The sequence below is a fragment of the Bradyrhizobium sp. URHC0002 genome (assembly GCF_054059515.1).
Genome location: NZ_JBSSCF010000001.1, coordinates 3,892,987 through 3,918,115, shown reverse-complemented (window position 1 = coordinate 3,918,115; position 25,129 = coordinate 3,892,987). Strand labels below are relative to the sequence as shown.

The following is a 25,129-nucleotide window of genomic DNA, read 5'->3' as shown; positions in this document are numbered from 1 at the left end:
CGGTCTCATCCTTTCGTCGATCATCTTCGTCGACGTGTGGCGAAGCGGCGACCGATTGATCTACATCGTCGGGGATTGGAAGCCCCCGCTCGGGATCGCGTTGCGCGCCGACGGACTTTCGGCCGCGATGATGGTAACAATGGCGATCGTGATCTGCGCGGTCGCCGTCTTTGCGCTTGCTGACTTCGGCACGCGTGCAGGGTCCGTCGAAGCCCGCGCACCGTTCGCGTTCTGGATCCTGCTGATGGCGATCTGGGGCGCAATGAATATGGTCTTCCTGGGTGGAGATCTGTTCACGTTGTACGTCGCAATCGAGCTCCTCACCTTCGCCGCGGTACCGCTGGTCTGTCTCGACGGCCGAGCGGAGACATTGCAGGCAGCGCTGCGATACCTGCTCTTCGCCCTGCTCGGCTCGATTCTCTACCTGGCCGGAACCGCCCTGCTCTACGGCAGCTATGCAACGCTCGACATCGTCCTGCTCTCCCGCCGGGTTCATATTGAACCCGCAACACTTGTTGCCGCCACGCTGATGACCATCGGACTCTTCGCCAAGACCGCTCTCTTTCCGCTGCATCTATGGCTTCCGCCAGCCCATGCCGGCGCGCCGGCGGCCGCCAGCGCGGTTCTGTCGGCGGTAGTGGTGAAGGGCTCGTTCTTCATCCTTGTGCGGCTCTGGTTCGACGTCATGCCAGGAATGCTCGGTGCAGCCGGCGCGCAACTGTTCGGTGCGCTGGGGGCGGCGGCAATTGTGTTCGGCAGCGTCGTGGCGCTGCGACAGCAGCGGCTGAAGCTCCTGATCGCCTATTCGACGGTCGCGCAGATCGGCTACCTGTTCCTGATGTTTCCGCTCGCACTTGACACCGTATCAGCGCAGCTCCAGAGCGGCGGCGCTTTGACCGGCGGGATGCTCCAGGCGATATCGCACGCGACGGCGAAGGCGGCCATGTTCATGGCCGCTGGACTTATCTATGTCGCCCTCGGCCATGATCGCATCGCCGAACTCGGCGGGATCGCCCGGGCGCTTCCGATGACGGTCTTCGCGTTCGCACTCGGTGGAGTATCCCTGATCGGGTTGCCGCCCAGTGGCGGCTTTCTGGCGAAATGGATTCTGCTCGAGGCGACGGTCGCGACCGGTCAATGGTGGTGGGCGATTGTGATGCTCGCCGGAGGCCTCTTCACAAGCGCCTATATGTTCATCGTGCTGTCGCGCGCAATTGCGCCGTCGAGTGAGCCTCTCAAGCTCCGCATCGATGTGCCGAGATATCAGGAAGCCGCGGCCCTGGCGTTGGCACTGACGTCGCTGTTGCTGGGTCTGGTCGCGTCCGGCCCTGTCGATATTTTCCAAATTGGCCGCCCGGAATCAACCATGGTTGGGTCGCGATGACTTGGGAAGGTACATTGCTGGCCAGCGCCTTCGTCGTTCCACTCGGCATGCTCCTGGCATGCCTCTGGCCGCGTGCTCTGAACCGGATGCCTTCGCTACTGGCGTTCGCCCCGATCCCGGCGCTGGCCGCGGTGTTGCTTGTCGCTTCTGATTCCTCGCTGGCAATAGGTTCGACACGCCTCCATTTGACGTTCGCTCTGGACCGTCCTGGAGCCATGCTGCTGGGCGTTGCGGCGCTGTTGTGGATCGCATCAGGTGCTTATGCCTCGCAGTATCTGCAGGGCCGGCCGAACCGCGGGCTATTCGTGGTGTGCTGGTTGATGACACTCACTGGCTGCCTCGGCGTATTTCTGGCCGCTGACATGGTCGGCTTCTATTTTCTTCTCGCGCTGCTCACGCTCGGAGCCTGCGGCCTCGTCATTTACCACGAAACGCCCGGCGCCTGGCGCGCCGGCGCAGTCTATATCGGGCTCGCTTTGCTGGCCGAATCCCTCCTGCTCATGGCCTTCGTGCTGCTGGCCGCGCAAATCCCGGGTGATAGCCTGTTAATCCGCGACGCCGCGGCAGCGCTGCCGACCTCGCCTCAGCGCGATCTGATTCTTGCCCTGTTGATAGCCGGCTTCGGCATGAAAGCGGGCCTCGTACCATTTCACGTCTGGATGCCACTGGCATATTCGGCCGCGCCGACGCCGGCTTCTGCTGTACTGAGCGGTGCAGCCGTCAAGGCAAGCATCCTTGGAATGATCCGGCTTTTACCCCTCGAAACCGCGCTGCCCGATTGGGGCACGGCAGTCGCGGGCGCAGGACTTTTTGCCGCGCTCTACGGCGTCGTGATTGGAATCACGCAACGCAATCCCAGGGTCGTGCTGGCGTATTCAAGCGTGAGCCAGATGGGGTTCATCGTCGCGGTCATTGGCATGGGAATGCTCGCGGGGGACGGCCGCGCCGCACTGGCAGCGGCCTTCTATGCCGCGCACCATGTCCTGGTGAAGGGCGCGCTGTTCCTGTCCATCGGCGTGATCGCCGCGACCGGCAGCCGGCGGCTATGGCCGATGCTGCTGCCCGTGGCAATCATCGCGATTGGCCTCGGCGGGCTGCCGCTCACGGGCGGAGCATTGGCGAAGTTCGTTGCCGACGAATTGCTGGGAGACAGCACCGCGAGCGCGATTGCAACGCTGTCTGCGGTTGGAACGACGCTGCTGATGCTGCAGTTCCTGCGCAGCCTTGCGCAGTCGGCATCGCAGGACCCGCAAGCGACAGCAGCCGCAGGACTTGTGTGGCCGTGGCTGGCGACCGCCGTGGTTTCGCTCGTCGTGCCGTGGACGCTGTATCTGACGGTCCCGAGCGGAACGCTGCCCGACCCGCTTTCTCCTGCGGTGCTATGGAAGGCGCTTTGGCCCGTTCTGCTGGGTGCCGTACTGGCAATTCCGCTGTGGCGTTGGTGGCGTTCGTTGCCACGCATTCCCAAGGGAGACATCATTGTCGCACTGGATGGCGGAATGCAGATGGCTGTCGCGTGGGGCAAGGGGCTGGAACGAATGGACGGGGTTCTTCGTCAGTGGCCGGCGGCCGGCTTGTCCTTGCTTATGGTGACCATCGCGCTAGGTGCAGCGCTATTCGCCCGGTAAATTGACGCGCAGTAACGCCCGAACGCGAACGTCAATGGGGGGATTCATCCGCGCAAGTCAGGGTTTTTTCCTATCAACTCACGCGCAAGGCATCGGCATCATATGGCAGGTCGCCTTTCGCCAGTTCCTGATTGCGGTTCCCTTGAGTACCCATCATGCAGATTGATTGCGCACGACAGCGGCAAACAGAGCGCGATTTCACTTTCCAGTTCATCTCCGTAATCAGTCGTCTGGTCTTGTTCGCAGGGGCAGCCATGTCCAGCATTCGCGTGCTGGCGATGGTATGCGCATTCCTGGCCGTTCTTTCCGGCTCGGCAAATGCGCAAGCGCGGTCGCCTTTTCGAGTAGGCGGATTGACATGCAGCACCGGTCCGAGGGTCGGACTGGTCCTTGGGTCGCGGCAGGATATGAGATGTGTTTTCGTCGCAAGCGCAACGGGCCAGCAATACGTCTACACTGGATCGATCAGGCGCCTTGGCGTCGATATTGGCGTGACAAGAGGCGGAACGCTGTTCTGGGCTGTCTTTGCCCGAAACAGCCAAATCGGCCGAGGCACGCTTAGAGGAAGCTACGTCGGCGCCAGCGGGAACGTTGCTTTAGGCCTCGGTCTCGGCGCCAAAGTGCTGATCGGCGGATCCCGCCGCACGATAACGTTGCAGCCGCTGTCGGTTGAAGGCCAAATTGGAATTAATTTGGCGTTGGGCGTGGCGAATCTCACTCTCCGATGACGAATGCCAGGCTTTGGGCGTTGGTCTAGCCGCAAGAACGCTGGTCGGATCACCTATTGAATTGGCCGGACGCCGCTTGCTACAGCGGGAATACCTTCGCCGATCCGGTCGGTCATATACGGGAAGAACGGGTTTGACGATGCCCGCATCAACGAGTCGAGGCTGGCGATCAAGACGTTACGCTCGCCTCGCGGCGCCAGGGTGCCGAGGTTCTCTCCAAAGTTCTCCGACGGGTCGGGCTCGGCCCCATATAGAGAGTCGCTGACAGGAAACGGCAACGCGACGTGCGACAGTGAATAGAATCCTCGCGGATACGATAACCCGAGCGGACGCAACTTCTCGACATCGCTGCCGGCCTCGGTAACGCGCTCGATCACATCGTCGCTTTCGCCATCGGCATTGGTGACGATAGTGAGACGATACTTTCGCGGGGCGCTCGGCACAATGCGCGCCAGTGCGGTGTCGGCGCTGGAGCGGAGCAAAGGACCGAACTTGGCCGTGCGATTAACATCGAACAGCACCAACTCGTGGCCGTTCTCAGGAAGCTGCGCATAAAGGGCCGATACGATGGCCCGCGTGCTCACCGTGAAATCGATCAGCGATTGAAAAGTGAGGACCGGCGGCAACTGTCCCAGTTTGCCTTCACTAGCATAGCGAGCGATCCGCGCCTGCAGATCTCGAGTCAAACGATAGGATTGGCGCGCGCCGTTAACAGGAAATGAATTGTATTTGAACGGATTGAACTCGGGCACGATGCCGAGCCACGCTGCCTTGGCGAAGGCGGGCAAAATAGCCGGCAAGCCCGCCAGGCCGGCGTAGCGTGCGATGCGTGTGATACCGACCATCGGCGAAATCAACACAAGACGGTCTGGCCGAGACAAATTCTTGTCGCCGATGGAATCGAGCGCATACATCAAGGCCAGCGCGCCGCCATTGGAGAAGCCCACCAGATGCAACGGCGTAGATGGCTCGGTGCGTCTGCGTGCTTCGCGCACCGCGAGCCGCGTCGCCGCCATCCAATCTTCCCACTCGACATCGGTCAGTGCGGCCGGAACCGTGCCATGCGCCGGCATCCTCGGCACAACCGCCACAAAGCCGCGATCGCGATAGAAACCTGCGATATGGCGCTGACTGTAGGGGGAATCCGTCAGGCCATGCAGAAGCACGACAGCGCCGACCGGCTTTCCCTTTGGCTCGAGCACAAAGGACCGATTGAAATCCTGCGCGAAGTGCCCCGGATAGACCGGACTGCCCTCAAAATACCGATTGGCCGGCACACGACCGGCCGCATCGAGCTTCCGGGAGACCTCGCGCTGGACGTCGTCAAAGATCCCGGCCTCAGCCGCCAGATATTCGTTCCAATTGGCCGCATCGAGCTTTTCCCTGCTCAGTTCATGCGGAACATGGGTGTGCCAGGGTTCGAGTGGCAATCCCCTCTGCGTATCGTAGATACGGACGGCAAGGAACGTCAGCAGGGACACGCCGAGCAATGCCGCCGTGATTTTCACAGATCTGAATACTTTCGTCCGCATGACCGAAACTCTCCAACGGCGATGATGCTGTGAAAGACCGCCACTGAGCAACTGGAAATGTTCCTGCGGCCCCATCTGCCTCGCACTTGCGCTTGCAGCATCTCAGAAGGAGCCAAACATCGAGCCCAGGGCAATGACCGCCAAGAGGGCGATGAGCGCGCTGACAATTCCGACCATGACGATATCGAGATAACTTTCGCGATGCGTCGAGCCACAAACGGCGAGGAGCGTCATGACAGCACCATTATGCGGCAAGCTGTCGAGGGCACCAGGAGCCAATTGCGGCCACCCGGTGCATCAACGCGGGATTTTTGCGCTGCTCCGCCGCGATGCGCATACGGGTTTCGCCGAGCGCATCGAGCACGATCGTCATGCCACCCGAGGCAGAACCGGTCAGGGCGAGTATGTTGGCTGCCACCGGCCTATTGCGAGCGCCAAGGCGTTGCTGATTTTGTAGAGCCCGGGGCGCGCTCGTTCATTCAACTCGCTCGGTATCCGAAACTAAGCCAAAGCGACCTTCCCTGTGGGAAGATCATATACTGCACCGACCACGCGGAGCTTCTTCTTGGCCACCATATCCGCCAGAATCGGGGTCGCCTGTTCCAGTATCTTCACATTATGGCGTACATTCGCGACAACGGCGCGCTGCTCGAGGTCCGGACCGTATTGCTTCATTTCGCCTTCAATACCCGGTTTCATGGCCCGCACCAGATCCGCGATGTGGCCGGGCAAATCGTTGCCTTTCTGAAGTGCCGCTACGGTGGCATTGACCGCGCCGCAGCTGCTGTGGCCGAGCACCATGATCAACTTGGTGCCGAGCACTGCAGCGCCAAACTCTAGGCTCGCAAGACCCTCGGTCGTTACGAAATTGCCTGCAACGCGGACGACAAACAAATCTCCTGGTCCTTGATCAAAAGCCAGCTCGGGTGCGACCCGGGAATCTGCGCAGCCTAAAATTGCTGCAAAGGGCGCCTGACCAAGGGCGCGGCTCGCGCGTCCGGCAGAGAAATCCCGTTCGCGCAGCTGGTTCGCCACATAGCGCTCGTTGCCCTCGGTCATCAGTTTCAACGCTGCATCCGGCGTGTCGGCGGCCGACACGGGCTGAGCTCGAGCGACACGCCCGACGAGAGGAATTGTTGCGAGGGCGGCGCCCCCTAGCAACAGCGACCGACGGCTGGGGCCTGCTTGCGAACAAGAACCGCACATAAGATTTCTCCTTGCCTGTCTTCATTAATCCGCATTGCTCTCCCAGTCTCCATTCGCTCCGCGCTTCCAAAACCGCATGCTTTAGCGGCGCCCTCCCATCAGACGCAGCAGCATCATGAAAAGGTTGATGAAGTTGAGGTAGAGCGAAAGTGCGCCCATCACCGCCTTGCGGCCCGCCGAAGTGGCGTCATCGCTGCGGTCGTACATCCCCTTGATCCGCTGGGTATCGTAGGCCGTGAGGCCCGCAAAGACGCCGACGCCGATGATCGAAATCATCCAGTCCAGCCCGCTCGATCTCAGGAACAGATTGACCAGGCTCGCGATAATGATTCCGATCAGACCCATGAACAGGAAAGTTCCAAATCCCGACAGGTTTCGCTGGGTGGTGTAACCCCAGATGCTGAGCGCGCCGAAGGCCGCCGCCGAAATAAAGAACACCCGCGTGATCGAGGATTGCGTATAGATGTGAAAGATGGTCGACAATGAAATCCCGACCAGGGCCGCATAGAGGAAAAACCACCCTCGCGCAGCTTCCGCTGACATCGTGTTGATCCGTGCGCTGATATAAAATACAAGCCCCAGCGGGGCCAGCACCAACACCCACATTAGCGGACTCTGAAGCAATTCAGGGCCGGTGAACTGATAGGTCAGGAACGCGACAACGCCGGTGAGGCCAACACCCGCGGCCATGTAGTTGTATACGCGCAGCATGTAAGCGCGCAGGCCGGCGTCTATCGCGATGGCGCTGTCGGCGGGAAGACCGGGTGCGCCTGCATTTCGATCATAATCCGACATGGTCTTGTTCCTCCCTGATCCCGACGACCCGCCGGCACGCTTCTTATCGAAGCCCATAAGCCTAATCTGCCGATCAATCGGATTTCTGTTGTTGCTGGCGCAGCCGAATATTTCGCTCGCTCTTCCCGCGCGGCAACGCAGTCGTGTGCGGCCGTCGGCTACGGACTCTATGCGACCTTTGCGGCCTGGCGTCCTTGGCAGAAGTATTGTCCGCTGCCGCGCTACGGACATCGTCCACGACAGCATCGGTAGGCATTCTCAAATCGCGCTCAATGGAAGCACCGGGTTTTGCGGCGGCGGCGAACGCCACACATATGACCACCGTCGCTACACCCGCTACCGCAGTGAGGCGCTTCATCACCATTTCGTTCCCTTAATCATTGGAGCTCCCTCCCGTCATGGCCTTTGCCTGATCGGGAAATGCGGCCGTCCGGCGCTCGGGTTTCACGGGATGCGTATCGCCCCAATATGACCAGAACGCCATGGCGAGCCCGACAAAGAATACCACAGCCAGAATCAAAAACAGTGCGGATTGCTTGACCCACGAGATCGCCGGAACCGCCAGCGCCAATGCAACGCCGAGAAAGCCGATTTGAAGCGACAGCAGGTGGACACCGGCGAGGAACGTACCTAGCGCCAGTAGCATGAGAAGGACGAGACTGGTGGCCAGCGTAGGAAGCAGCTGCTGCACGCCGGAAAGCAGCATGATGTTCATCGTCACGAGAACAGCCAGCCAATGCAGCGCCTGAGTCCACATCAGTCGAAATCGAGCTTGCTTGTCCTCAAGCTCCGACCATTGGGTAACAACGCATACGATGCCCATCGCGATGGCCAAAAACTCCCAATAGCCGACGAGAGGCCGCTGCGAAATGTTGGTATAAGCCACGCCCCCGATTGCCAGCGCGAGTATTGCCAGGAAAGGCAGCTGTCGGCCAACCACACCGATCCTGCTCGCGCTATGATCCTCAGCGTGACCTGACGGCGCATCAAGTTCAGTCATGACCAATACACTGCGGTTTGCACCGGGATGCAATTGAGATTAGCTAGTCGCTCAGCTACTGCGCCATGGCGTCGGCGTTCTTGCCAGCCAGAGGTTATCGCGGTCGTACACCTGCACGCGCGTCTTCACGCCGTACCGACGATGTTTCCGCGAAACTGCGCTACCACCGCACCGCGCGATATCGGACGATCACCTTATTGAGGCGAGGAATTACCCTGAAAGGCAAATTCCGCCGCCTGCAATATGCGCACGGGGTCAATGAGGTTCCCAGACCGGCGCGTCGGTGAACAGGCCGCCCTCGGCAAATCCGATGCCATAGATCAGGACGGTCCCGAAGGCGAAGCTGACCAGGCCCGAGGCCACGCGGAGCCGCCAATTGAATTTGGGCAGATTGACAGCCGTGAACGTAAACGGCGCCGACAGGATCAGCGTGATCAGCATCATTCCGACGATAGTGCCGAACCCGAACAGCAGCAGATACCCGAGCGCGGCCACCGGTTCACGGATGATAGACAGGATCATCAAGGCGACGGCGGCCGACCCTGCCAGGCCGTGCACGAGGCCGACCACAAAGGGTCGCAGCCAGTCATAGAGCGCGAAACCGCCAAGCCGGCTGCGGTCGAACCGCGCCAGCGGCGTGTGCTCGTCGGCATGCCCGTGCGCCCCGGGGCCGTGACCGTGCGGGTGCCGGTGCAAGTAGTCGCCGTGCGCATGGAGGTGATCATGGACGACGGGCTCATGGCGGCCGGGAACGGCCGCATGCGCATGGGGCGCGCCGCCCGCGCGGCCCATGCCCGTCAAGGTGAGAACGCCGAGCAGAACCAGCATGACACCGACGGCAAATTCCATCGACATGCCGACCCGCGGCGGAATGACGACCCCGAACACGATGATTGCCGCGCCGACCGCCATGACCGTGACGGTGTGCCCGACGCCCCAAGCGACACCGATCAGCGCCGAGCCCGCGACGCTGCGCTGGCGGCTGACGATCGTCGCAATGGCGACCACATGGTCGGCGTCGGTCGCATGCCGCATCCCGAGGAAGAAGCCGAGAAACAGGAACGATACGACGTTCACGGCTTCAGTCATTGCGCACGTTTCAAGATGGCATCGCAGCCAAGGGACTTTCGCGCGAATACCCCAAAACGATACGTCCGCCCGTGATAGTTGGTCCATCAGGGGGATTCCGATGGAAGGCTGGGGAGAACCCTGATTGACGCGTCCAGTTGTGGGGCAGCTACTGCGGGGTAGCTGTCGTCGCACGGAGATTCTGACGACTGTTCCATCGAACCGGCAGCCAATGGCTCAATCGTGCGCCTGCTTTCCCAAGCCAGGCAGGAGCCCGGAGGATTGTATGCAACTCACTCCGAGAGAGTTCGACAAGCTGCTCGTCTACATGATGGCAGATGTCGCGTTAAAGCGAAGGGCCAAGGGCCTCAAGCTCAATTATCCCGAAGCCGTCGCTGTCATCTCAGCCGTCGCCCTTGACGGCGCACGTGCCGGGAAAACCATCGAGGACGTCACCAAGGAGGCGCGTACCGCCCTGACCAAGGCTGACGTGATGGACGGCGTCGCCGATCTCGTTCCAATGGTGCAGATCGAGGCGGTGTTCACCGACGGCAGCCGCCTGGTGACGGTGCACACGCCGATCCAGTGAGTGCATAACAGGAGGCCAACATGGCTGGACCAAAAGTGGGCCCCGCTGTTGCCGCAAATGTCGATCCGGCGACAGCGGACGTACCGGTCGGCGGTTACGTGTGCAGCTCGACGGCGGTCACATTCGATGCCGATCGGCCGGTGACGACGCTTAAGGTGCGCAATGCGGGCGACCGCCCGATTCAGGTCGGATCGCACTTCCATTTTTTCGAAGTCAATCGTGCGCTCGAATTCGATCGCGCAGCGGCCTTCGGGCTGCGCCTGAACATTCCGTCATCGACGGCAACGCGGTTCGAGCCCGGCGACGAACGCGAGGTTCAACTCGTTCCCTACGGCGGCAAACGCGCGGTCTATGGCTTCAACAATCTCGTCGATGGTCCCACCGCAGGCACGGATGCCGCCACGGTCAAATCCAGGGCGGTGGCGCAGGCGGCGAAGCGAGGCTTCCGCTCGATATAGGACGAGGTCGCGTCGAAAGAAAATTCTTGAACGAGGGCCACTATGCCTACCATGTCCCGGCAAGAGTATGTCGGCCTCTTCGGTCCGACGACAGGTGACCGCATCCGCTTGGGCGATACGGGCTTGTTTGTGGAAATAGAGCGCGATTTACGCGGCGGCTACGGCGACGAACTCGTCTTCGGCGGTGGCAAGAGCATGCGTGAGGGCATGGGAATGGACAATCAGGTGACGCGGGCGGGCGGTGCTCCTGACCTCGTGATCACCAACGTGACCGTGATCGACGCGGTGCTGGGCGTCGTGAAAGCGGATGTGGGGATCAGGGACGGCCGCATCAGTGCGATCGGCAAGGCCGGCAATCCGCAGACAATGGATCGCGTTACACCGGGCCTGGAGATTGGCCTCGCCACCGACGCCATCTCGGGCTCACATCTGATCCTGACCGCCGCCGGCATCGACACACACATTCACTTCATTTCTCCGCAGCAGGCGCAGGCGGCGCTGTCAAACGGCACCACGACATTGATCGGTGGCGGCACCGGTCCTTCGGATGGCTCCTACGCGACGACGGTGACGTCGGGTCCCGGAAACATCCGTATGATGTTACGCGCGTTCGAAAACTGGCCGCTCAACGTCGGCATTCTCGGCAAGGGGCACGGACACGGCAAAGCGGCGCTGGTTGAACAGATCGAAGCGGGCGCGGTTGGCGTGAAATGTCACGAAGACTGGGGCACCACGCCCGCGGTACTTCGGTCTGCGCTAACCGTCGCAGACGAGACCGACACTCAAGTGTGCATCCATACCGACACGCTGAACGAATCCGGCTTCGTCGATGATTCGATCGAGGCGTTTGAGGGGCGGACGGTCCATTCGTTTCATACCGAAGGGTCCGGCGGCGGCCACGCGCCTGACATCATCAAGATCGCAGGCCTTCCCAACGTCTTGCCATCTTCGACCAACCCCACCCTCCCCTACGGCATCAATTCGCAGGCGGAGCTCTATGACATGATCATGGTGTGTCACCACCTCAGCCCCGACATCCCGTCGGATGTGGCATTCACCGAGAGCCGCATCCGCGCTGAAACCATCGCCGCGGAAAACGTCCTCCAGGATCTCGGCGTCATCTCGATGTTCTCAAGCGATTCGCAAGCCATGGGACGCATCGGGGAATGCTGGCTGCGTTGCATCCAGACCGCCGACGCAATGAAGACCGGGCGCGGCAAGCTGCCGGAGGACGCGCCCGGCAACGATAATTTCCGGGTGCTGCGCTACGTGGCGAAGATCACCATCAACCCCGCGATCTCGCACGGTATTGCCGACGTGCTGGGTTCGGTCGAGGTCGGCAAGATCGCGGACCTCGTCCTGTGGGAGCCGGCGTTCTTCGGCGCCAAGCCCAAGCTCATCATCAAGAACGGCTTTATAAGCTGGGCGGTGATGGGCGATCCAAACGCGTCGCTGCCGACGCCGCAGCCCACCTACTATCGGCCCATGTTCGGTGCCTACGGTGATGCCCTGGCGGCCAACTGCATCACATTCGTCTCCGGCGTCGCGCATGCTGCCGGGATCAAGGAGCGACTGGGACTTCGCCGGCAGGTGATGCCGGTGCGAAACGTGCGCAAGATCGGCAAGCGCGACATGGTCAGAAATGCCGGAACCCCGAAAATTGAAGTAAGTCCCGAGACTTTCGCCGTGACCGTCGACGGCACGCACGCGACCGTGCCGCCCTTGACGACGATCTCGCTGAACCAGAAGTACTTCTTCAGTTAAGGGCGCTCGCCATGATTCTCATCCAGACCGTTCTGGGCAACATCGGCGATCGCGAATGGGCCGAGCGCCTGTCTGCCGCGAACACTGACTTGCTGGAGATCGACCAGTGGGAAGCGCAGAAGAGCCGCTTCCGCAAGACGACTGCAAAGGGTGTGGAGATCGCAGTCTCAATCGACCGCAACACCCATATCCGCGATGGAGACGTGCTGCTCTGGGATGCCCAGGCGCGCTCGGCGGTTGTCGCGCGAATCGAGCTGCGTGACGTGATGATCGTGCATCTGGACGAGCTGATGAGCCTTGCGCCCAAAGTGGCCATGCGTACATGCGTTGAACTCGGCCACGCGATGGGCAATCAGCATTGGCCGGCGTTGGTCAAGGACACGGTCGTCTATGTCCCGCTTACCGTCGATCGCAAGGTGATGGCTTCCGTCATGAACACGCACCGCTTTGAGGGAATCCGCTACGAGTTCGTACCCGGCCGGGACGTTATTCCCTATCTCGCTCCGCATGAATCACGGCGGCTCTTCGGTGGCGCGGAAGGACCGGTGCACTCCCATACGCACGAGAGTTATGCTGGTATCGAGCCCGAGAGCGGGCGCGTACACGGACATCCGCCGATGCGTGTCCATGCCCATCCGGAAGCCCAGGGACAAACGTCGCCGGCAACGGCCGGTTCTGCACATGTCCATCGAGAATGACGGCGTCGATCCGTCGAGCAGCACCGCATTTCTCTCGCGGATGCTGCAGTTTGGTGACTCGATGTTTCCCATTGGCGCGTTCGCGTTTTCCTCCGGCCTGGAATCCGCCATTCAGGAGGGTGTCGTCACCAACGCGGCAACGCTTCGAGCGTTCGCGCGCACCGCGCTGGAACAGGCGGCGCGCGGTGACTGCATCGCACTGATCGCCGCACATCAAGCCGCAACTGCCGGTGACGTCGATACCCTCGCCCGCATCGATGCGCAGGTATACGCGCGCAAGCTTTCAGACGAAGCGCGGACAATGTCGGTTCGCATGGGCAAGAAGTTCACGGAGATGGGCGTGGAGGTCGTGGGCGCGCCGCTGCTTCGCACCTGGCGTGAATGCATTGAAAAGTCTGTTACCCCCGGTTGCTACCCGATAGCCCTGGCCATCAACTTTGCCGTACAGGATCTGCCTGCCATCCAGGCGTTTGTCGTGCACCAGTATGGCGTTGCCACAACGATCCTCGGCGCGGCCCTGCGGCTGATGAAAATCAGCCACATCGAGACGCAGAAGATTCTCTACGAGCTCAACGCACAAGCTGCAGGGATGTACGAGGCCGCAGCGGTGGCGCGGCTGTCGGACATGGCGGGCTTTGCGCCATTGACGGAAATTCTGGCCGCCATCCATACCAGAGCGCATGTGCGCCTGTTCATGAACTGACGTTGAAGGGAGCCTCAGATGTCGAAGAATATCACGCGCATCGGCATCGGTGGCCCGGTCGGGTCAGGCAAGACCGCGATCGTGGAAGCCATTACACCGCGTTTCCTCGACCTCGGCATCAAGGTGCTTATCATCACCAATGACGTGGTGACGACCGAGGACGCCAAGCACGTTCAGCGCACCCTCAAGGGTGTTCTGCTTCAGGAGCGCATTCTCGGGGTGGAGACAGGTGCCTGCCCTCATACCGCGGTGCGCGAAGACCCAAGCATGAACCTCGCTGCGGTCGAGGATATGGAACGGCGCTTTCCGGATACCGACGTCGTGCTGATCGAAAGCGGGGGCGATAATCTGACGCTAACCTTTTCGCCGGCGCTGGTAGACTACTTCATTTACGTAATCGACGTCGCCGCCGGCGATAAGATCCCTCGCAAGAACGGACCCGGGATCACGTATTCCGACATCCTCGTGATCAACAAAACAGATCTTGCTCCCCATGTCGGGGCCAGCCTTGAGGTGATGAAGCAGGATTCGCGGATGATGCGCGGCAGCAAGCCGTTCCTGTTCACGAACTGCAAGACGGGAGAAGGTATTCCGGAGTTGGTCACGCTGATCGAGCGCGAGTTCCTGTTCGATATCAACCCGCGCGCACGGCGTTCAGCATGATACCGGCGCCCTTCCCTCCCTGGGCACGCGCCGAAGCGCTCGGCGCATCGATGCCGGAATTCGCCTCGTTCCAGGATGAGCCGCCGCAGATGAGCAGCGGCGCTGTGGGCAAGACGGGCTTCCTCCGTCTGGGTTTCGAACACCGCTCCGGCGAAACGATCCTGGCAAACCTGGAACGCCGCTCTCCTTACATGGTGCAGCGGGCGTTGCATTGCGACGAACAAATGCCTGGCCTGGCCTACGTGTTCTTGATCACCACCACGGGCTGCTTGCTGCAGGGAGACAGGCTCGCTCTCGACATCACCCTTCGTCCGCGCGCGCAAGCACACGTCACTTCCCAATCGGCAACCAAGATCCATGCGATGGACGCCAATTATGCGGCGCAAAGCCAAACCATTGCGCTTGCCGATGACGCATACCTGGAGTTTCTTCCCGATCCCGTGATCCCGCACCGGCACGCACGGTTTATCAGCGACACACAAATCTCCGTCGCGCCGTCCGCCACATTGCTCCTCTCGGAAATTATTCAACCGGGCCGAAAGCACCATCATCCCGACGAGTGCTTCGGGGCAACCGTGCTGTCGATATCGACGGCAGCGGTGCGGCCCGATGGTCGTTCCTTATTCGCAGAGAAGCTGGTGATCGAGCCGCGGCGATATGCGATGCGACAGACCGGCGTGATGGAATCCTTTGATGTCTTCGCCAACGTGATCCTGTGTACCCCCAAGGACAAGGCAGACCGTATTCACGAGCGTGCGGGGGCCGGTATCAACCTTGCGGACGGTGTTGCGTACGGCGCTTGTCGTCTGCCCAACGATGCCGGCCTGATCTTCAAGGTGCTGGGCCGCGAAACCGCGCAGGTGAAGGCCAAAGTTCGCGAGTTCTGGGGAGTGGTGCGTCAGGAGGTCACCGGCGCCGCGCTACCTCCGCCCTATCTATGGCGCTAGCGGATCGACGGTGCCAACAGGTGATCTCCAACGGCTGACGTCGACACGTTCGAGGAGGCAACAGTGGAACAGATCCTGGCAAAGTGGGAAAGCCTCTCTTCGTCGTCAGGTATCGTGCGGTTCCTGGACATCAATTTGCGCAGCATCGGGCAAGTTATGTTTCAGAACAATCCACTGACCGGGCTTCTGTTTCTTGCCGCGATCGCCTGGGCTTCATACGCGGCTGGCGTCCCCCGAGTGGCAATTGCCGGCGTCCTCGCTGTCGTCGTGGCAAACTTGACGGCCCAATGGCTGAACGCCGATCGCGAGTCGCTCCATGCCGGGCTCTATGGATACAACGGCATCCTTGTCGGACTTGCGTTGGCGACATTTCTGTCTCCGAACGCACTCATGTGGGTCTATGTGGTGTTGGGCGCGTCGGTTTCGGTCATCACGATGCTTGGGACCGTCAACGCCCTTAAGCCCTGGGGTGTGTCCAGCCTCACATTTCCGTTCGTGTTCACGACGTGGCTCCTTCTGCTGGCCACGTATGGATTTTCCGGCCTCACAGGGGCTGCACTACCGGCCGGTGACGTTGTCGTTGCGTTTCAACGCTACGAAGCCAGCCCACTCAAGCTGATCGATCTCTTCCAGGGTGTGCTTCAAAGCATCTCGCAGGTGTTCCTGAAGGCGAACGGTGTGGCCGCCCTTCTGTTTCTCGCTGGCCTGGCTGTGAACTCATTGGCTGCGGCCGCATTCGCTCTCGCCGGTGCGATAGTGGCAGTTCTGACGGCCCATCTTTTCGGAGCCGAAAGCGAACTGATCACTGGCGGCCTTCTCGGTTTCAGCCCGGTTCTGACTGCGATCGCGCTGGGCGCCGTGTTCTATCGACCGAGCTGGCGGGTCGCGATCTACGCGATGCTGGGCGCACTGTTTACGGTCATCGCACAAGCGGCGCTGAACGTTGCCTTGACGCCCCTCGCCATCCCTGCGCTTACCGCGCCTTTTGTGCTCGTCACATGGATCTTCCTTCTTCCACGCCAGTGTTTCGAGCCGGCGTCGGCTGCAACGGACGACACCGCGACAGCGCGCACAACCTAGATCTTTGCTTTTTTGGAAAGCCCACATGTCTGGCCTAAGTCTCTTGGTACTCCCGGACGAACTCGGACGTCATCGCGAGGATTTCAAGATGCTGCTGGTGGAGGACTGAACAATGGGACTCGTCGGGATACTGCTCGGACTCGCCCTGTTGATGTGGCTTGCCTATCGAGGGTGGAGTGTACTCATGGTGGCGCCGGCGGCTGCCATGCTGGCCGCTGCGATTTCGGGTGAGCCGCTTCTCGCTCATTGGACGCAGACCTTCATGCCCGGTGCTGGTCGATTCGTTACGCAGTGGTTTCCCATGTTCCTGCTTGGCGGGTTGTTCGGCAAGCTGATGGACGACAGTGGTTCGATCACCTCTATCGCGCGTTTCCTGACTGAACGATTGGGAACACGCCGCACGATACTCTCAGTGGTGCTGGCTTCGGCCGCGGTCACCTACGGCGGCGTCAGCGTCTTTGTTGCCTTTTTCGTGTTGGTCCCCATGGCGAAAGAGATGTTCCAGGCTGCGAACATCCCGCGCCGCTTGATGCCGGCGACCATCGGTCTCGGAGCGTTCACGTTCACGATGTCGGCAATGCCAGGGACGCCGTCTGTCAACAATGCCATTCCGATGCCGTACTTCGGCACAACAACCTTCGCAGCGCCCGGTCTGGGCATCATCGCTTCGATCATCATTTTTGTTATCGGCATGTGGTGGCTCCGCCGCGCAGAAGCGGCCGCGCGCAGGGCCGGCGAGGGCTATGATCGCAATTCGGAGGTGTCTCCCGCCATCGACGAGACCGTTCGTATGCAGGCGACCGCTGCCGGCGATTTTGATCCAGCTGAATTTCAGCATGGCAAGCACAGCGCCAGCCTACCCCCCTTTGTGATTGCCGCATTGCCGCTGGTTGTAGTCATCTGTACGAACTTACTACTGTCTCTGGTCGTCCTCCCACGGCTGGATTTTTCGTTCTTGGCCAAAGAGGTGTGGGGCGGCACCACAATCGGAGCAGTGGCCGGCGTCTGGTCGGTTCTCATTGCGCTCGCGGCTGCGACCCTTACTGTCGTCATCTTCAACTATCGGCGTTTCCCGGCGTTGCGAGAAAGCCTGGATGCTGGCGCCGCTTCCTCCGTCATGCCAATCCTGATGATCGGTAGTCTCGTCGGCTTTGGTGCCGTCGTTGCGGCGCTGCCCGCGTTTGCGGACGTACGTGACGCGCTACTCGCGGTTGGCGGAGGCCCCCTTATCTCTCTCACGATCGCCGTGAACGCGCTCGCTGCGCTTACTGGTACCGCCTCTGGCGGGATGGCGATCGTGCTCAATATACTTGGCGACACCTTCTTGCAGCTCGCCGCTGAACACGGCATCGATCCCGCGCTGATGCATCGCGTGACCACGATTGGCGCGGGCACGCTGGATGCGCTGCCACACAATGGCACGGTCCTGTTGCTGTTTCAGATCAGCGGGCTGACCCACCGCGAAAGCTACTTCGATATGGTGATGACCGTGATCGTCACCTGCATCATTGCACTTGCCGCTGTCCTGGTCCTGGGCACGGTGTTCGGTTCGTTTTAACAACAGAGGCTATCGCGGCTTTGGCAGATTGCCGCAACACAAGGAGGCGAGCATGAATATCCGACTTGTATGCAGCGCCCTGATTATCGGCGCATTGACGGCCGTTGCAGTGCCTCAGAATCTGTCGGTGGCTCAATCGAATGACCAAAAGGCGTCTGCGCCAAAGAGTGCAACACCGAATACGAATATGACTCCGCACAAGCATCGCACCTGGCGTCATCACGGTGGAAGGCATCCGCACTTTGGCAGTCGGCGAGTCCGTACCCAACCGTCCAAGGAAACGGCATTGCCGCCGGCGAAATGAGCCGCCTGCCGGTTCATTACCGGCCAGTCTCGCGGCTGCAGCGGTCAATGAGATGTTGTTTCTCCCGGCAGCCCTATTCGTCGTCGGGCTCGATTTCCGGCAAGGGTGACTCCTTCCTCTTCAACTGGGGTGATCACCCGCTATCGCGAAGCATCCTTATCATCGACAAATGGCTAGCAGCCGCTGTACCGAGGGTCAGGATTGAGGAGTTGTTCGAGATAAGCGAGGCCGAAGGTGGCTAGCTGTTTTTCGTCCCGATTGCCTGCGGATTTCAGTGTTTCGAGATAGCGTATTATCTTTGCGCGCGATTGCGCGTCCAAATCGATGCGCCCGGACGCCTTCAAAATACTATCGACGATTTCGCTCATCACGCACTCGCACTGCAATAGGTGCATTGCAGCATTCCGCACTGGTCCCGTCAACCGTCCCGCCGGCTCGGATTGAGGTGGGTGCGTTGACGCGGACCTAGCAGCCAGCGAATACGACCGGCATTATTTCCTTACAGGAATACCTACGCAAGTCGTAGTTCCATCGGTTTCTTTGGCAGGCGTGCTGCACGGTCTCGCAGGAACCGTCCTGGTTGAAATGCCGTCTTCCGCAGGCTTTGCCAGTCCTGTTGTTGAACTGGGCGCCTGTTCGGCAACTCCGCGAACTGCTGCCGGCGCCATGGGCGTCTCACGGACTGCTGGAGGCGGACATGATGCTCTCCATCGCTCGCACAATCGATCAACGGGCGACGCTAAGCTGAACGATCCTTACGATCCCCACCCGCCATGGGCTAACGCCTAGCAACCGGTGAAACGGGAATCTGGTCCTTCATGCAATTCCTTCAAATACGCGACAGCAAACTCCGTCAAGCGCTGCGGATCTTCTTGGCCGGCGGCCATTAGCTTATCGATGTACCGTTCAATACTGTAGCGCGAATAGGCCATCTGCGAGATGTTTAACTCTTCCGCGAACTCGTATGTTCTCAGCGCCCGATCAACAATATCTCTCATTACAATCACCACGCTATATCGCAAAAGCTGCATTGCAGCATCCGCCTTGACCCGTCAAGCAGACCTACATCGCCCAAGCCGAACAAGCCTAAGGCTTAATATTACCGGCGATTCCCCCTACAGGGAGCGATCAATTTTGCTCAAAAACAGTAGAGGCAAAGACGTCTTCGGTATCTGTTGCGGACCTTCGCCTGCAGAGGCACCTCCTGCTGAACTTGCGCGCGCGCCTTATCTCTCTTCCCGGCAATCATTACCTTGCGTCCGCCGATTGATTGGTCGGCCAGCTCATTGTTCTGGCCTTTTGAAAGTCGTGCCGCCGCAACAATTTGCATCGGCGAAGCAAGCGGCCGACTATCTAAGCCATTCTTCGCCACGCATGGGAGGTGGATTCGAGGACCGGTACCTTCCGGGAAGACATCAGGTGAAAACCGCGATCGGCGAAATTGGATGCGAATTCGCCGTCTATATCGCAATCGTACTAGTACGCCCCTGATACGCGGCAACGCGCGTGAGTAGCCAAGTCGCCCCCCGCTGCCAGCCGACACTTACGCGTAGGGACTGGAAAGCTCGACTTCCGCAACCGACGGAGAAAACGCCGCCATTGGAAATGAAGGCATCGAGGGATGTTAGTTCAACTTCAGCTTAATCAGCCGTCCAAATGTATTCCTCAGCGCCGACTTAACAGGTGAGCGGACGACGCTCGCCAATCGCTCGCACGTCGTCCCGCGCTTGACTTTGTATCGAACGGACTTTGTTCCACCCATTCCGGCGTACAGCTTTGCTACTCGGGCGGAAGTAACCCCATCAAAGTCAAAGGTGAGTCCTTTGGCGTGAGCATGATTTATCGCCGCGTACATCAGTAGCTTGACGGCACCCTGATGCGGCGCCCTCTGCGCCCTGCTCGGCGGCCGGCGGGTCGTCATCCAGTAGTAGTATCTGCCGTTGTCCCACAGACAAGCCACGGCGGCATCGATCTCTCCGGTGTCTCGTCGGCGAGCAGCGACTACTCTCGCTTGGCCTCGACGGGTCGCCTCAATGAGAATGTCCCTCGCGATAGACAAGTCGGCATATGGCTTTCGGCGACGCATCGCCAGGTGCTCGGCATACTGCCGAATAAACTCTTCTGGTTCGAGCGCCGATATTTTCAGAGCTTTTTCAGCGCTTCGCAGGTGACGCGCTGACATCTTCGAAAGCCCGCGTTCCCACGTTTTTGCTTGTTCGGCGGGAATTAGGAAGTTGTCTTCCAACTCACCGTCGAATCCGGAAGCAAGGAATATTCTGAAGTCATCTTCATTCGACAACGTTAGAAAGTATGACCTGTTGCGCGGCAGTTGATTAATAAGGCTCTCTATCAATTTTCTCCGCCGCGCTGGATCATCGTTTGCATCAATGATCGGTCCGGTAACGCGAACCCAAGGCAAGTTATAGGCCTGCCTCATGCCAAAGGGATTACGATAAAGAGAGCAGATAAAGGAGGCTACAACGTTGCGATCTTCGACTACCTCCACGCGAAGGATGTGCTCTTTTGCAGCGATTGCTGTAAACCAATCCTGCATGTAAACCGGATTTCCTTCAGAATCCGGCGTCGACCCTTGCATGTGTTGCGGTGGGAAAGGCATCGCGGATCGACCTCAACATAGGCTGGACGCAGTTGCATCAACATCTACCGATTAACCTTTACATCCGACGTTGCCGGCGAAACCCTCGCATTCTGACGCGTTCGGTAATCGGCTGTTCGAGCGCCGTGCGCATCATCGGCTGACGCTCCCCTCTTTATCGAATGATCCTGCTTTCGAATATGGCTTGCCTTGTTTGTTGTAAGGTCGATGAGACGAACGGACGTCGATTGCTAAAAGTCTCAATTCAAGCAGCTCCTGAACCGCGCGGCCTGCCTCCCCCACTCAGGCAGCGAGCTGAGGTTCGCCGGCAATCTTGACCAATCAGCTTTGGAAGAGCGTTTGTATATTTGCTACTTATGAGAGAAAAATGATCAACTTCTCGTCACGATCGTAACATCGAGGCGACTAAATCGTTAACTCTTGTCGAGTAGCAAACGTTAATTTCATCCGATGAGGGTGCAAATGTCTGCATACAAACGCGAAACTGTATCCTCTAGTGGTATTACACTACCCCGACATCGTCTTTATTCGACGCGCTCTGTCGCTCGGGGCCTGAAGTATTCCTCGGCACGACCCTGGATCCTGGCGCTTGCGATCAGTATTGCAATGTGGGTGGGGATCGGCTGGCTGATTTGGAAGCTAATTTGACGTCTTTGGCGCGCCAAAAAGATGACATGCTGTCGCGCGGCTCTAGCCAGCGGACAGGCGCTGTATTTCGTTCAGGTAAACTTGGGCGCTGCTTTTCCACGAGAACAGCGTAGCTTGTAGCCGTCCTTTGGCAGCGAGCGAGGCCCGAAGTTCCGTATCTCCGGCTAGCATGAGGATAGTGTCGCGCCAACGACCAGAGTCGTTTGGAGGGACGTACAGGACGGCGTCTCCGCCCACTTCTTTCAGACTTGCCGCGTCCGAGGATATGACGGGACATCCGAGCGTCATCGCCTCCAGCGGCGGGATACCAAAGCCTTCTGTTAGCGATGGAAAGGCCAAGCATACCGCTCTTTGATAAAGCGCGGCCAAATCGTCATCACTTACGAAGCCGACGTGATGGAGGTTGGACCGCGCAACCGTTCGCTTCTCGTCGGCGAAAATGCCGGAGCCACCGCCAGCGACGACGACATCGAGCCCGGCTTCGTCCAGGGCTTGCGCTTGTTTGAGAATTACATCGACGTTCTTGTGCTTTGCGGCACTTCCCAGAAGCAAAACATATGGACGCTTAAACGAATCCAGGAGCGATGCTCGTGCGCGGGCCGCGTTCCAACGTAAAACGTGCTCATGACCGTTAGGCGCGATGAAGATCTTCTCCTCGCGCGCGATGCCGTATTTGACGAGCATGCTGGCAGAGAATCGAGACACCGTCGCAATCCTGCTGGCACGCTTGCCAAGCATGGGCAGCAGCATCCGATACATCAGCCCAAAGGCGCGCGAATAGCTCTCCGGCTGAATGAAGGTGTTGGCATCATGAATGCAGACGATGTGGCGCGATGCCAGCAACGGTCCAAAGTTCGCCAAGCTCAGGACACCCGATCGCGCGTGAGCGGGCAGGACCAATTGATCCCATGCGTGGCCCGATCCAAAACCAGTCTGATGAACGCCGATCCTGGCAAGCCCTGCCTTCACGCCTGCCCCGGGCGGCACCACCAGCCTTAGAGCCGGACACCCCGGGATATCGCCGACTTCCTCTAGGATAGCGTCGAGAGCGGTAACGATTTCATACGCATAGCGTTGAACGCCGGTCATACGCTGGGTCAGAAAACGACCGTTGATCGCCCAACTGCGTTCTCCGTCAACGTCGCTCGATCCTTGCATATTCAAATGTTACAGTATCGCGAGGCGCAGGTGGTACACAATGTTTCTCAGGGTCGGAGGTGGTTGCGAAGGAACATGGTGCCAGCTAAAATCCTGCTGTATGAAAAGTCAAACGTACCTGCGATCGCCCTTCGCGGAAAAATGACAGATGTAATGTCGGTGTAAGGTTCATCGCATGCCGGCTCGGCCATTACTACAAAGACGAGCTACATGCCCAATACCGAGCTTTGCCTGTCTGTTTCTCCCACCAAAACGTCCAGGCGCCACTTAATTCTTCCGCTGGGCTGTACCGCGGTCCTGGGCATACTGCTCGTTGTTCTCAGGGACGGCGGCGCCAAGGGTCATTTGCTTGCTTCCTATGGGTTGTTTTGGGTTTTCTATATCGTTTACGTCATCTCCGGCACGAAGACCAATCCCGTCGTTTATTTCGTTCCTGCGCTGATCGTGGTCGCCGAGTTCATTACTCCGTTCGCAACCCCGTTCTTCTATTTATTCCGCACCATTCTGCCCGGAAGCTCTTCCTCGAATCCGACCCTGGTTCAGACGTTCGTCGGTTCAGGTCTCATGGAAGAACTGATGAAGAGCCTGCCTGCTTTGATAGGCTTGTACCTTGCCAAGCGCTTGACCACATCGAACAGTCCGGCGAGCGGATATCTCAGCTCATTTCGATGTTCGACTCCAATCGAAGGCATGTTGATCGGTTTGGCTGCAGGAGCAGGATTCGTCTTTGTCGATGTTTTCTACCACGTCGTTCCCAGCAGCGGCATTTACGAGCCGAACGCAGAATATCCCGAAATTAGCCCGGTTGGGCTTATCCTCCTGTCTCAACGCGTGTTGTCGGGAGTTGTCAGCCACATTTTTTGGACAAGCATTTCCGGCTTCTTCATTGGCCTATGCGCGAGACATTCGCGGAATCTGGTACCTCTGCTTGTGGCAGCTTGGCTTGTACCGGCCGCGCTGCACACGTTTTGGAATTTGTCCCCCCACCTTGGTAACGAGGGACGCTGGCTGAAGGTCGTTCTTTCGTCAGCGACATTCCTCGTCTGCTTTGCCATAGCCCGGAAACCCGGGCCGCGCGGACATGGGTATTCCGCTTCGAGCTGATCGCTCGTTACCAACCATTTGTTTGATTGGGAAGTCGTAGATGGATCATGCGCCAGCGCCCGCCTTTTCGACCATCGGCGGCCTGCCGGCAGGCCCATTGCGATGGCTCCTCACGATCCTCGCTGTGGTCTTTATAGCAGCGACGCTCGCTGTCGGCTTTTATATCGTCAACCCCTGCAACATCGATGCCGGCCCGAGCGCAGCAGCGCGGAAAACGCTGATCTTTCCATTGAGAGCTCTGATTGTTTCGCTTGTGGCCGGCCTTCTGGCAGCCATTGCCTGCTGGAGTCGAGCGCGGCTTGCTGCTGCAGGTTTTGTGCTCGTGGCCGTCCTTGCCACCGCGATAACCGGCTTCTCCATAGCGAGAATGTGGCCGCTCGCCATAGAGCAGAACGTTGCGGTCTCGCTAATCTCGCACTTTGGGATGAATAAACACGCCAGTGGTTTGCCGTCGCGTGTGAGCCGAGACGTGGTTTATGGTCGTGCGGCGGATGGTACCGAGCTTGTCCTTGATGTTTGGCCTGCAACTACGCCAACGCCGACCACGCGTCGGCCTGCCTTCATCAGGCTACATGGCGGGGCGTGGGTTCATGGCGCCAAGAGCGATCTGCCGAACTGGAACAATTGGCTAAACGAACTCGGCTATGTCGTGTTCGACGTGGAATACCGGATGCCGCCCCCGGTTCGCTGGAAGGAAGAAATCGGTGATGTCAAATGCGCGCTGGGATGGGTCGTTGGCAACGCTGAAAAATACGGCATCGATGCATCGCGAATTAGCATAATGGGCTATTCGGCGGGCGCCAATCTCGCGATGCTCGCCGCCTACAGTGCCGATTCCGCGGCGCTCCCTCCCTCGTGTGCAGCGCCACGCGTGCAGATAAAATCGGTCGTAAATCTCTATGGCTTTTCCGATCTCGCATTGGCGCACGAAAATTCCCTGAGCCCGACCTATCTTCGCGACGCATTGCGTAGATACGTTGGAGGCCCAGTCAGCGAGTTTCCGGACCGCTACACACTCCTGTCACCGACCGCCTATATCAGCGCGAAAGCTCCGCCGACCATCACGTTCCTGGGCTTGAGCGACCGTATCATAGCGCGCGAACAGGTTGAGCGTCTGGACCAGGCGTTAAAGCTGGCAGGCGTCGGTCACGAAACACACATGCTGCCCGGTGCAGACCACGGCTTTGATGAAAATTGGGGCGCCATGAGCACGGAATTTGCAAGACAGATGGTTAAGCGGTTTCTCGATCGATATGGATAATGCTGCGCGTCGATCGACTGGCGGGGCGCTGTGATCCGGTCATGGCATTGATTTCGGAACCGGCCTGCGACATTAAGAATAAACCGGATGATGGATTGATATTTCTCCGTGGATTGCGATTAAGGTTCATCCCGGAGCGCGGCAAGTTCACCATAGCGGGAAAATCGACGGGGGACGGCAGGTTCCTGCTGGCCACGTGAAAGATTAACGCCCAACAGCCTGAAGCAGACATAGCT

Annotated in this window: 24 protein-coding genes and 1 pseudogene; 15 read left to right on the top strand and 10 right to left on the bottom strand. The window is 59.4% G+C overall.

The genetic code is table 11. The annotated features are described in order from the left end of the window. Positions 1-139: 139 nt before the first annotated feature. From ACVWVY_RS18990 to ACVWVY_RS18980, 3 genes are all read left to right on the top strand, one after another. On the top strand, positions 140-1,384 hold the full coding sequence (locus ACVWVY_RS18990) for a complex I subunit 5 family protein (RefSeq protein WP_456627802.1): 1,245 nt from the start codon (positions 140-142) through the stop codon (positions 1,382-1,384). A 14-nt stretch (positions 1,385-1,398) separates the two neighbouring features. Beyond that, on the top strand, positions 1,399-3,012 hold the full coding sequence (locus tag ACVWVY_RS18985) for a complex I subunit 5 family protein (RefSeq protein ID WP_456627801.1): 1,614 nt from the start codon (positions 1,399-1,401) through the stop codon (positions 3,010-3,012). Between the two features lie 155 nt (positions 3,013-3,167). Next, positions 3,168-3,740: a DUF992 domain-containing protein gene (locus tag ACVWVY_RS18980; RefSeq protein WP_456627800.1), complete on the top strand. Its 573-nt coding sequence runs from the start codon at positions 3,168-3,170 to the stop codon at positions 3,738-3,740. Positions 3,741-3,793: 53 nt separating this feature from the next. On the opposite strand, the gene ACVWVY_RS18975 is transcribed toward ACVWVY_RS18980, so the two are convergent. From ACVWVY_RS18975 to ACVWVY_RS18950, 6 genes and pseudogenes are all read right to left on the bottom strand, one after another. After that, the gene (locus tag ACVWVY_RS18975) at positions 3,794-5,272 is read right to left on the bottom strand and encodes an alpha/beta hydrolase (RefSeq protein WP_456632248.1); all 1,479 of its coding nucleotides are present in this window, start codon (positions 5,270-5,272) and stop codon (positions 3,794-3,796) included. Positions 5,273-5,374: 102 nt separating this feature from the next. Beyond that, positions 5,375-5,690: pseudogene (locus ACVWVY_RS18970) on the bottom strand (GntP family permease); the annotation flags it as partial. Between the two features lie 83 nt (positions 5,691-5,773). Next, entirely contained in the window at positions 5,774-6,478 is a 705-nt protein-coding gene (locus tag ACVWVY_RS18965) for a carbonic anhydrase (RefSeq protein ID WP_456627799.1), read from the bottom strand. A gap of 81 nt (positions 6,479-6,559) precedes the next feature. Next, positions 6,560-7,273 (bottom strand): Bax inhibitor-1/YccA family protein, encoded by a 714-nt coding sequence (locus ACVWVY_RS18960; protein WP_456627798.1) that lies wholly within the window; start codon positions 7,271-7,273, stop codon positions 6,560-6,562. A gap of 373 nt (positions 7,274-7,646) precedes the next feature. Beyond that, the gene (locus ACVWVY_RS18955; RefSeq protein ID WP_456627797.1) at positions 7,647-8,273 is read right to left on the bottom strand and encodes a hypothetical protein; all 627 of its coding nucleotides are present in this window, start codon (positions 8,271-8,273) and stop codon (positions 7,647-7,649) included. Between the two features lie 255 nt (positions 8,274-8,528). Beyond that, the gene (locus ACVWVY_RS18950) at positions 8,529-9,362 is read right to left on the bottom strand and encodes a hypothetical protein (protein ID WP_456627796.1); all 834 of its coding nucleotides are present in this window, start codon (positions 9,360-9,362) and stop codon (positions 8,529-8,531) included. Positions 9,363-9,627: 265 nt separating this feature from the next. Here ACVWVY_RS18950 and ACVWVY_RS18945 point away from each other — a divergent pair, with 265 nt between their 5' ends. The 9 genes from ACVWVY_RS18945 to ACVWVY_RS18905 all read left to right on the top strand — a co-directional run bounded on the left by ACVWVY_RS18945 (position 9,628) and on the right by ACVWVY_RS18905 (position 17,801). Continuing rightward, on the top strand, positions 9,628-9,930 hold the full coding sequence (locus tag ACVWVY_RS18945) for an urease subunit gamma (RefSeq protein WP_456627795.1): 303 nt from the start codon (positions 9,628-9,630) through the stop codon (positions 9,928-9,930). Positions 9,931-9,950: 20 nt separating this feature from the next. Next, a complete protein-coding gene (locus ACVWVY_RS18940; protein WP_456627794.1) occupies positions 9,951-10,388 on the top strand; it encodes an urease subunit beta in 438 nt (145 codons plus the stop codon). Between the two features lie 42 nt (positions 10,389-10,430). Continuing rightward, complete coding sequence (locus ACVWVY_RS18935) at positions 10,431-12,152, top strand: urease subunit alpha (RefSeq protein ID WP_456627793.1); 1,722 nt, start codon at positions 10,431-10,433, stop codon at positions 12,150-12,152. 11 nt (positions 12,153-12,163) lie between these two features. Further along, positions 12,164-12,850 (top strand): urease accessory protein UreE, encoded by a 687-nt coding sequence (ureE, locus tag ACVWVY_RS18930; RefSeq protein ID WP_456627792.1) that lies wholly within the window; start codon positions 12,164-12,166, stop codon positions 12,848-12,850. Further along, positions 12,834-13,553, top strand: coding sequence for an urease accessory protein UreF (locus ACVWVY_RS18925; protein ID WP_456627791.1), 720 nt, complete (start codon positions 12,834-12,836; stop codon positions 13,551-13,553). The genes ureE and ACVWVY_RS18925 overlap by 17 nt, the downstream gene beginning before the upstream one ends. Before the next feature lie 18 nt (positions 13,554-13,571). Then, positions 13,572-14,216 (top strand): urease accessory protein UreG, encoded by a 645-nt coding sequence (ureG, locus tag ACVWVY_RS18920; protein WP_456627790.1) that lies wholly within the window; start codon positions 13,572-13,574, stop codon positions 14,214-14,216. Then, positions 14,213-15,163, top strand: a complete 951-nt coding sequence (locus ACVWVY_RS18915; RefSeq protein WP_456627789.1) for an urease accessory protein UreD — start codon at positions 14,213-14,215, stop codon at positions 15,161-15,163. The genes ureG and ACVWVY_RS18915 overlap by 4 nt, the downstream gene beginning before the upstream one ends. Positions 15,164-15,226: 63 nt before the next feature. Beyond that, complete coding sequence (yut, locus tag ACVWVY_RS18910; RefSeq protein ID WP_456627788.1) at positions 15,227-16,243, top strand: urea transporter; 1,017 nt, start codon at positions 15,227-15,229, stop codon at positions 16,241-16,243. 112 nt (positions 16,244-16,355) lie between these two features. Beyond that, positions 16,356-17,801: a GntP family permease gene (locus ACVWVY_RS18905; protein WP_456627787.1), complete on the top strand. Its 1,446-nt coding sequence runs from the start codon at positions 16,356-16,358 to the stop codon at positions 17,799-17,801. 477 nt (positions 17,802-18,278) lie between these two features. On the opposite strand, the gene ACVWVY_RS18900 is transcribed toward ACVWVY_RS18905, so the two are convergent. The 4 genes from ACVWVY_RS18900 to ACVWVY_RS18885 all read right to left on the bottom strand — a co-directional run bounded on the left by ACVWVY_RS18900 (position 18,279) and on the right by ACVWVY_RS18885 (position 22,528). Further along, on the bottom strand, positions 18,279-18,473 hold the full coding sequence (locus ACVWVY_RS18900; RefSeq protein ID WP_456627786.1) for a hypothetical protein: 195 nt from the start codon (positions 18,471-18,473) through the stop codon (positions 18,279-18,281). A 417-nt stretch (positions 18,474-18,890) separates the two neighbouring features. Next, positions 18,891-19,136, bottom strand: a complete 246-nt coding sequence (locus ACVWVY_RS18895; RefSeq protein WP_456627785.1) for a hypothetical protein — start codon at positions 19,134-19,136, stop codon at positions 18,891-18,893. A 593-nt stretch (positions 19,137-19,729) separates the two neighbouring features. Continuing rightward, complete coding sequence (locus ACVWVY_RS18890; protein WP_456627784.1) at positions 19,730-20,659, bottom strand: GNAT family N-acetyltransferase; 930 nt, start codon at positions 20,657-20,659, stop codon at positions 19,730-19,732. A gap of 753 nt (positions 20,660-21,412) precedes the next feature. Next, positions 21,413-22,528, bottom strand: coding sequence for a glycosyltransferase family 4 protein (locus ACVWVY_RS18885; RefSeq protein WP_456632247.1), 1,116 nt, complete (start codon positions 22,526-22,528; stop codon positions 21,413-21,415). A gap of 210 nt (positions 22,529-22,738) precedes the next feature. Here ACVWVY_RS18885 and ACVWVY_RS18880 point away from each other — a divergent pair, with 210 nt between their 5' ends. From ACVWVY_RS18880 to ACVWVY_RS18870, 3 genes are read left to right on the top strand one after another with little or no spacing between them, the layout of a single operon-like run. After that, the gene (locus tag ACVWVY_RS18880) at positions 22,739-23,632 is read left to right on the top strand and encodes a PrsW family glutamic-type intramembrane protease (protein WP_456627783.1); all 894 of its coding nucleotides are present in this window, start codon (positions 22,739-22,741) and stop codon (positions 23,630-23,632) included. 40 nt (positions 23,633-23,672) lie between these two features. Beyond that, positions 23,673-24,893 carry an alpha/beta hydrolase fold domain-containing protein gene (locus tag ACVWVY_RS18875; RefSeq protein WP_456627782.1) on the top strand — a complete coding sequence of 407 codons (1,221 nt, stop codon included), beginning with the start codon at positions 23,673-23,675 and terminating at the stop codon, positions 24,891-24,893. After that, positions 24,893-25,093, top strand: a complete 201-nt coding sequence (locus ACVWVY_RS18870; RefSeq protein ID WP_456627781.1) for a hypothetical protein — start codon at positions 24,893-24,895, stop codon at positions 25,091-25,093. The genes ACVWVY_RS18875 and ACVWVY_RS18870 overlap by 1 nt, the downstream gene beginning before the upstream one ends. The last annotated feature ends 36 nt before the right edge of the window (positions 25,094-25,129 follow it).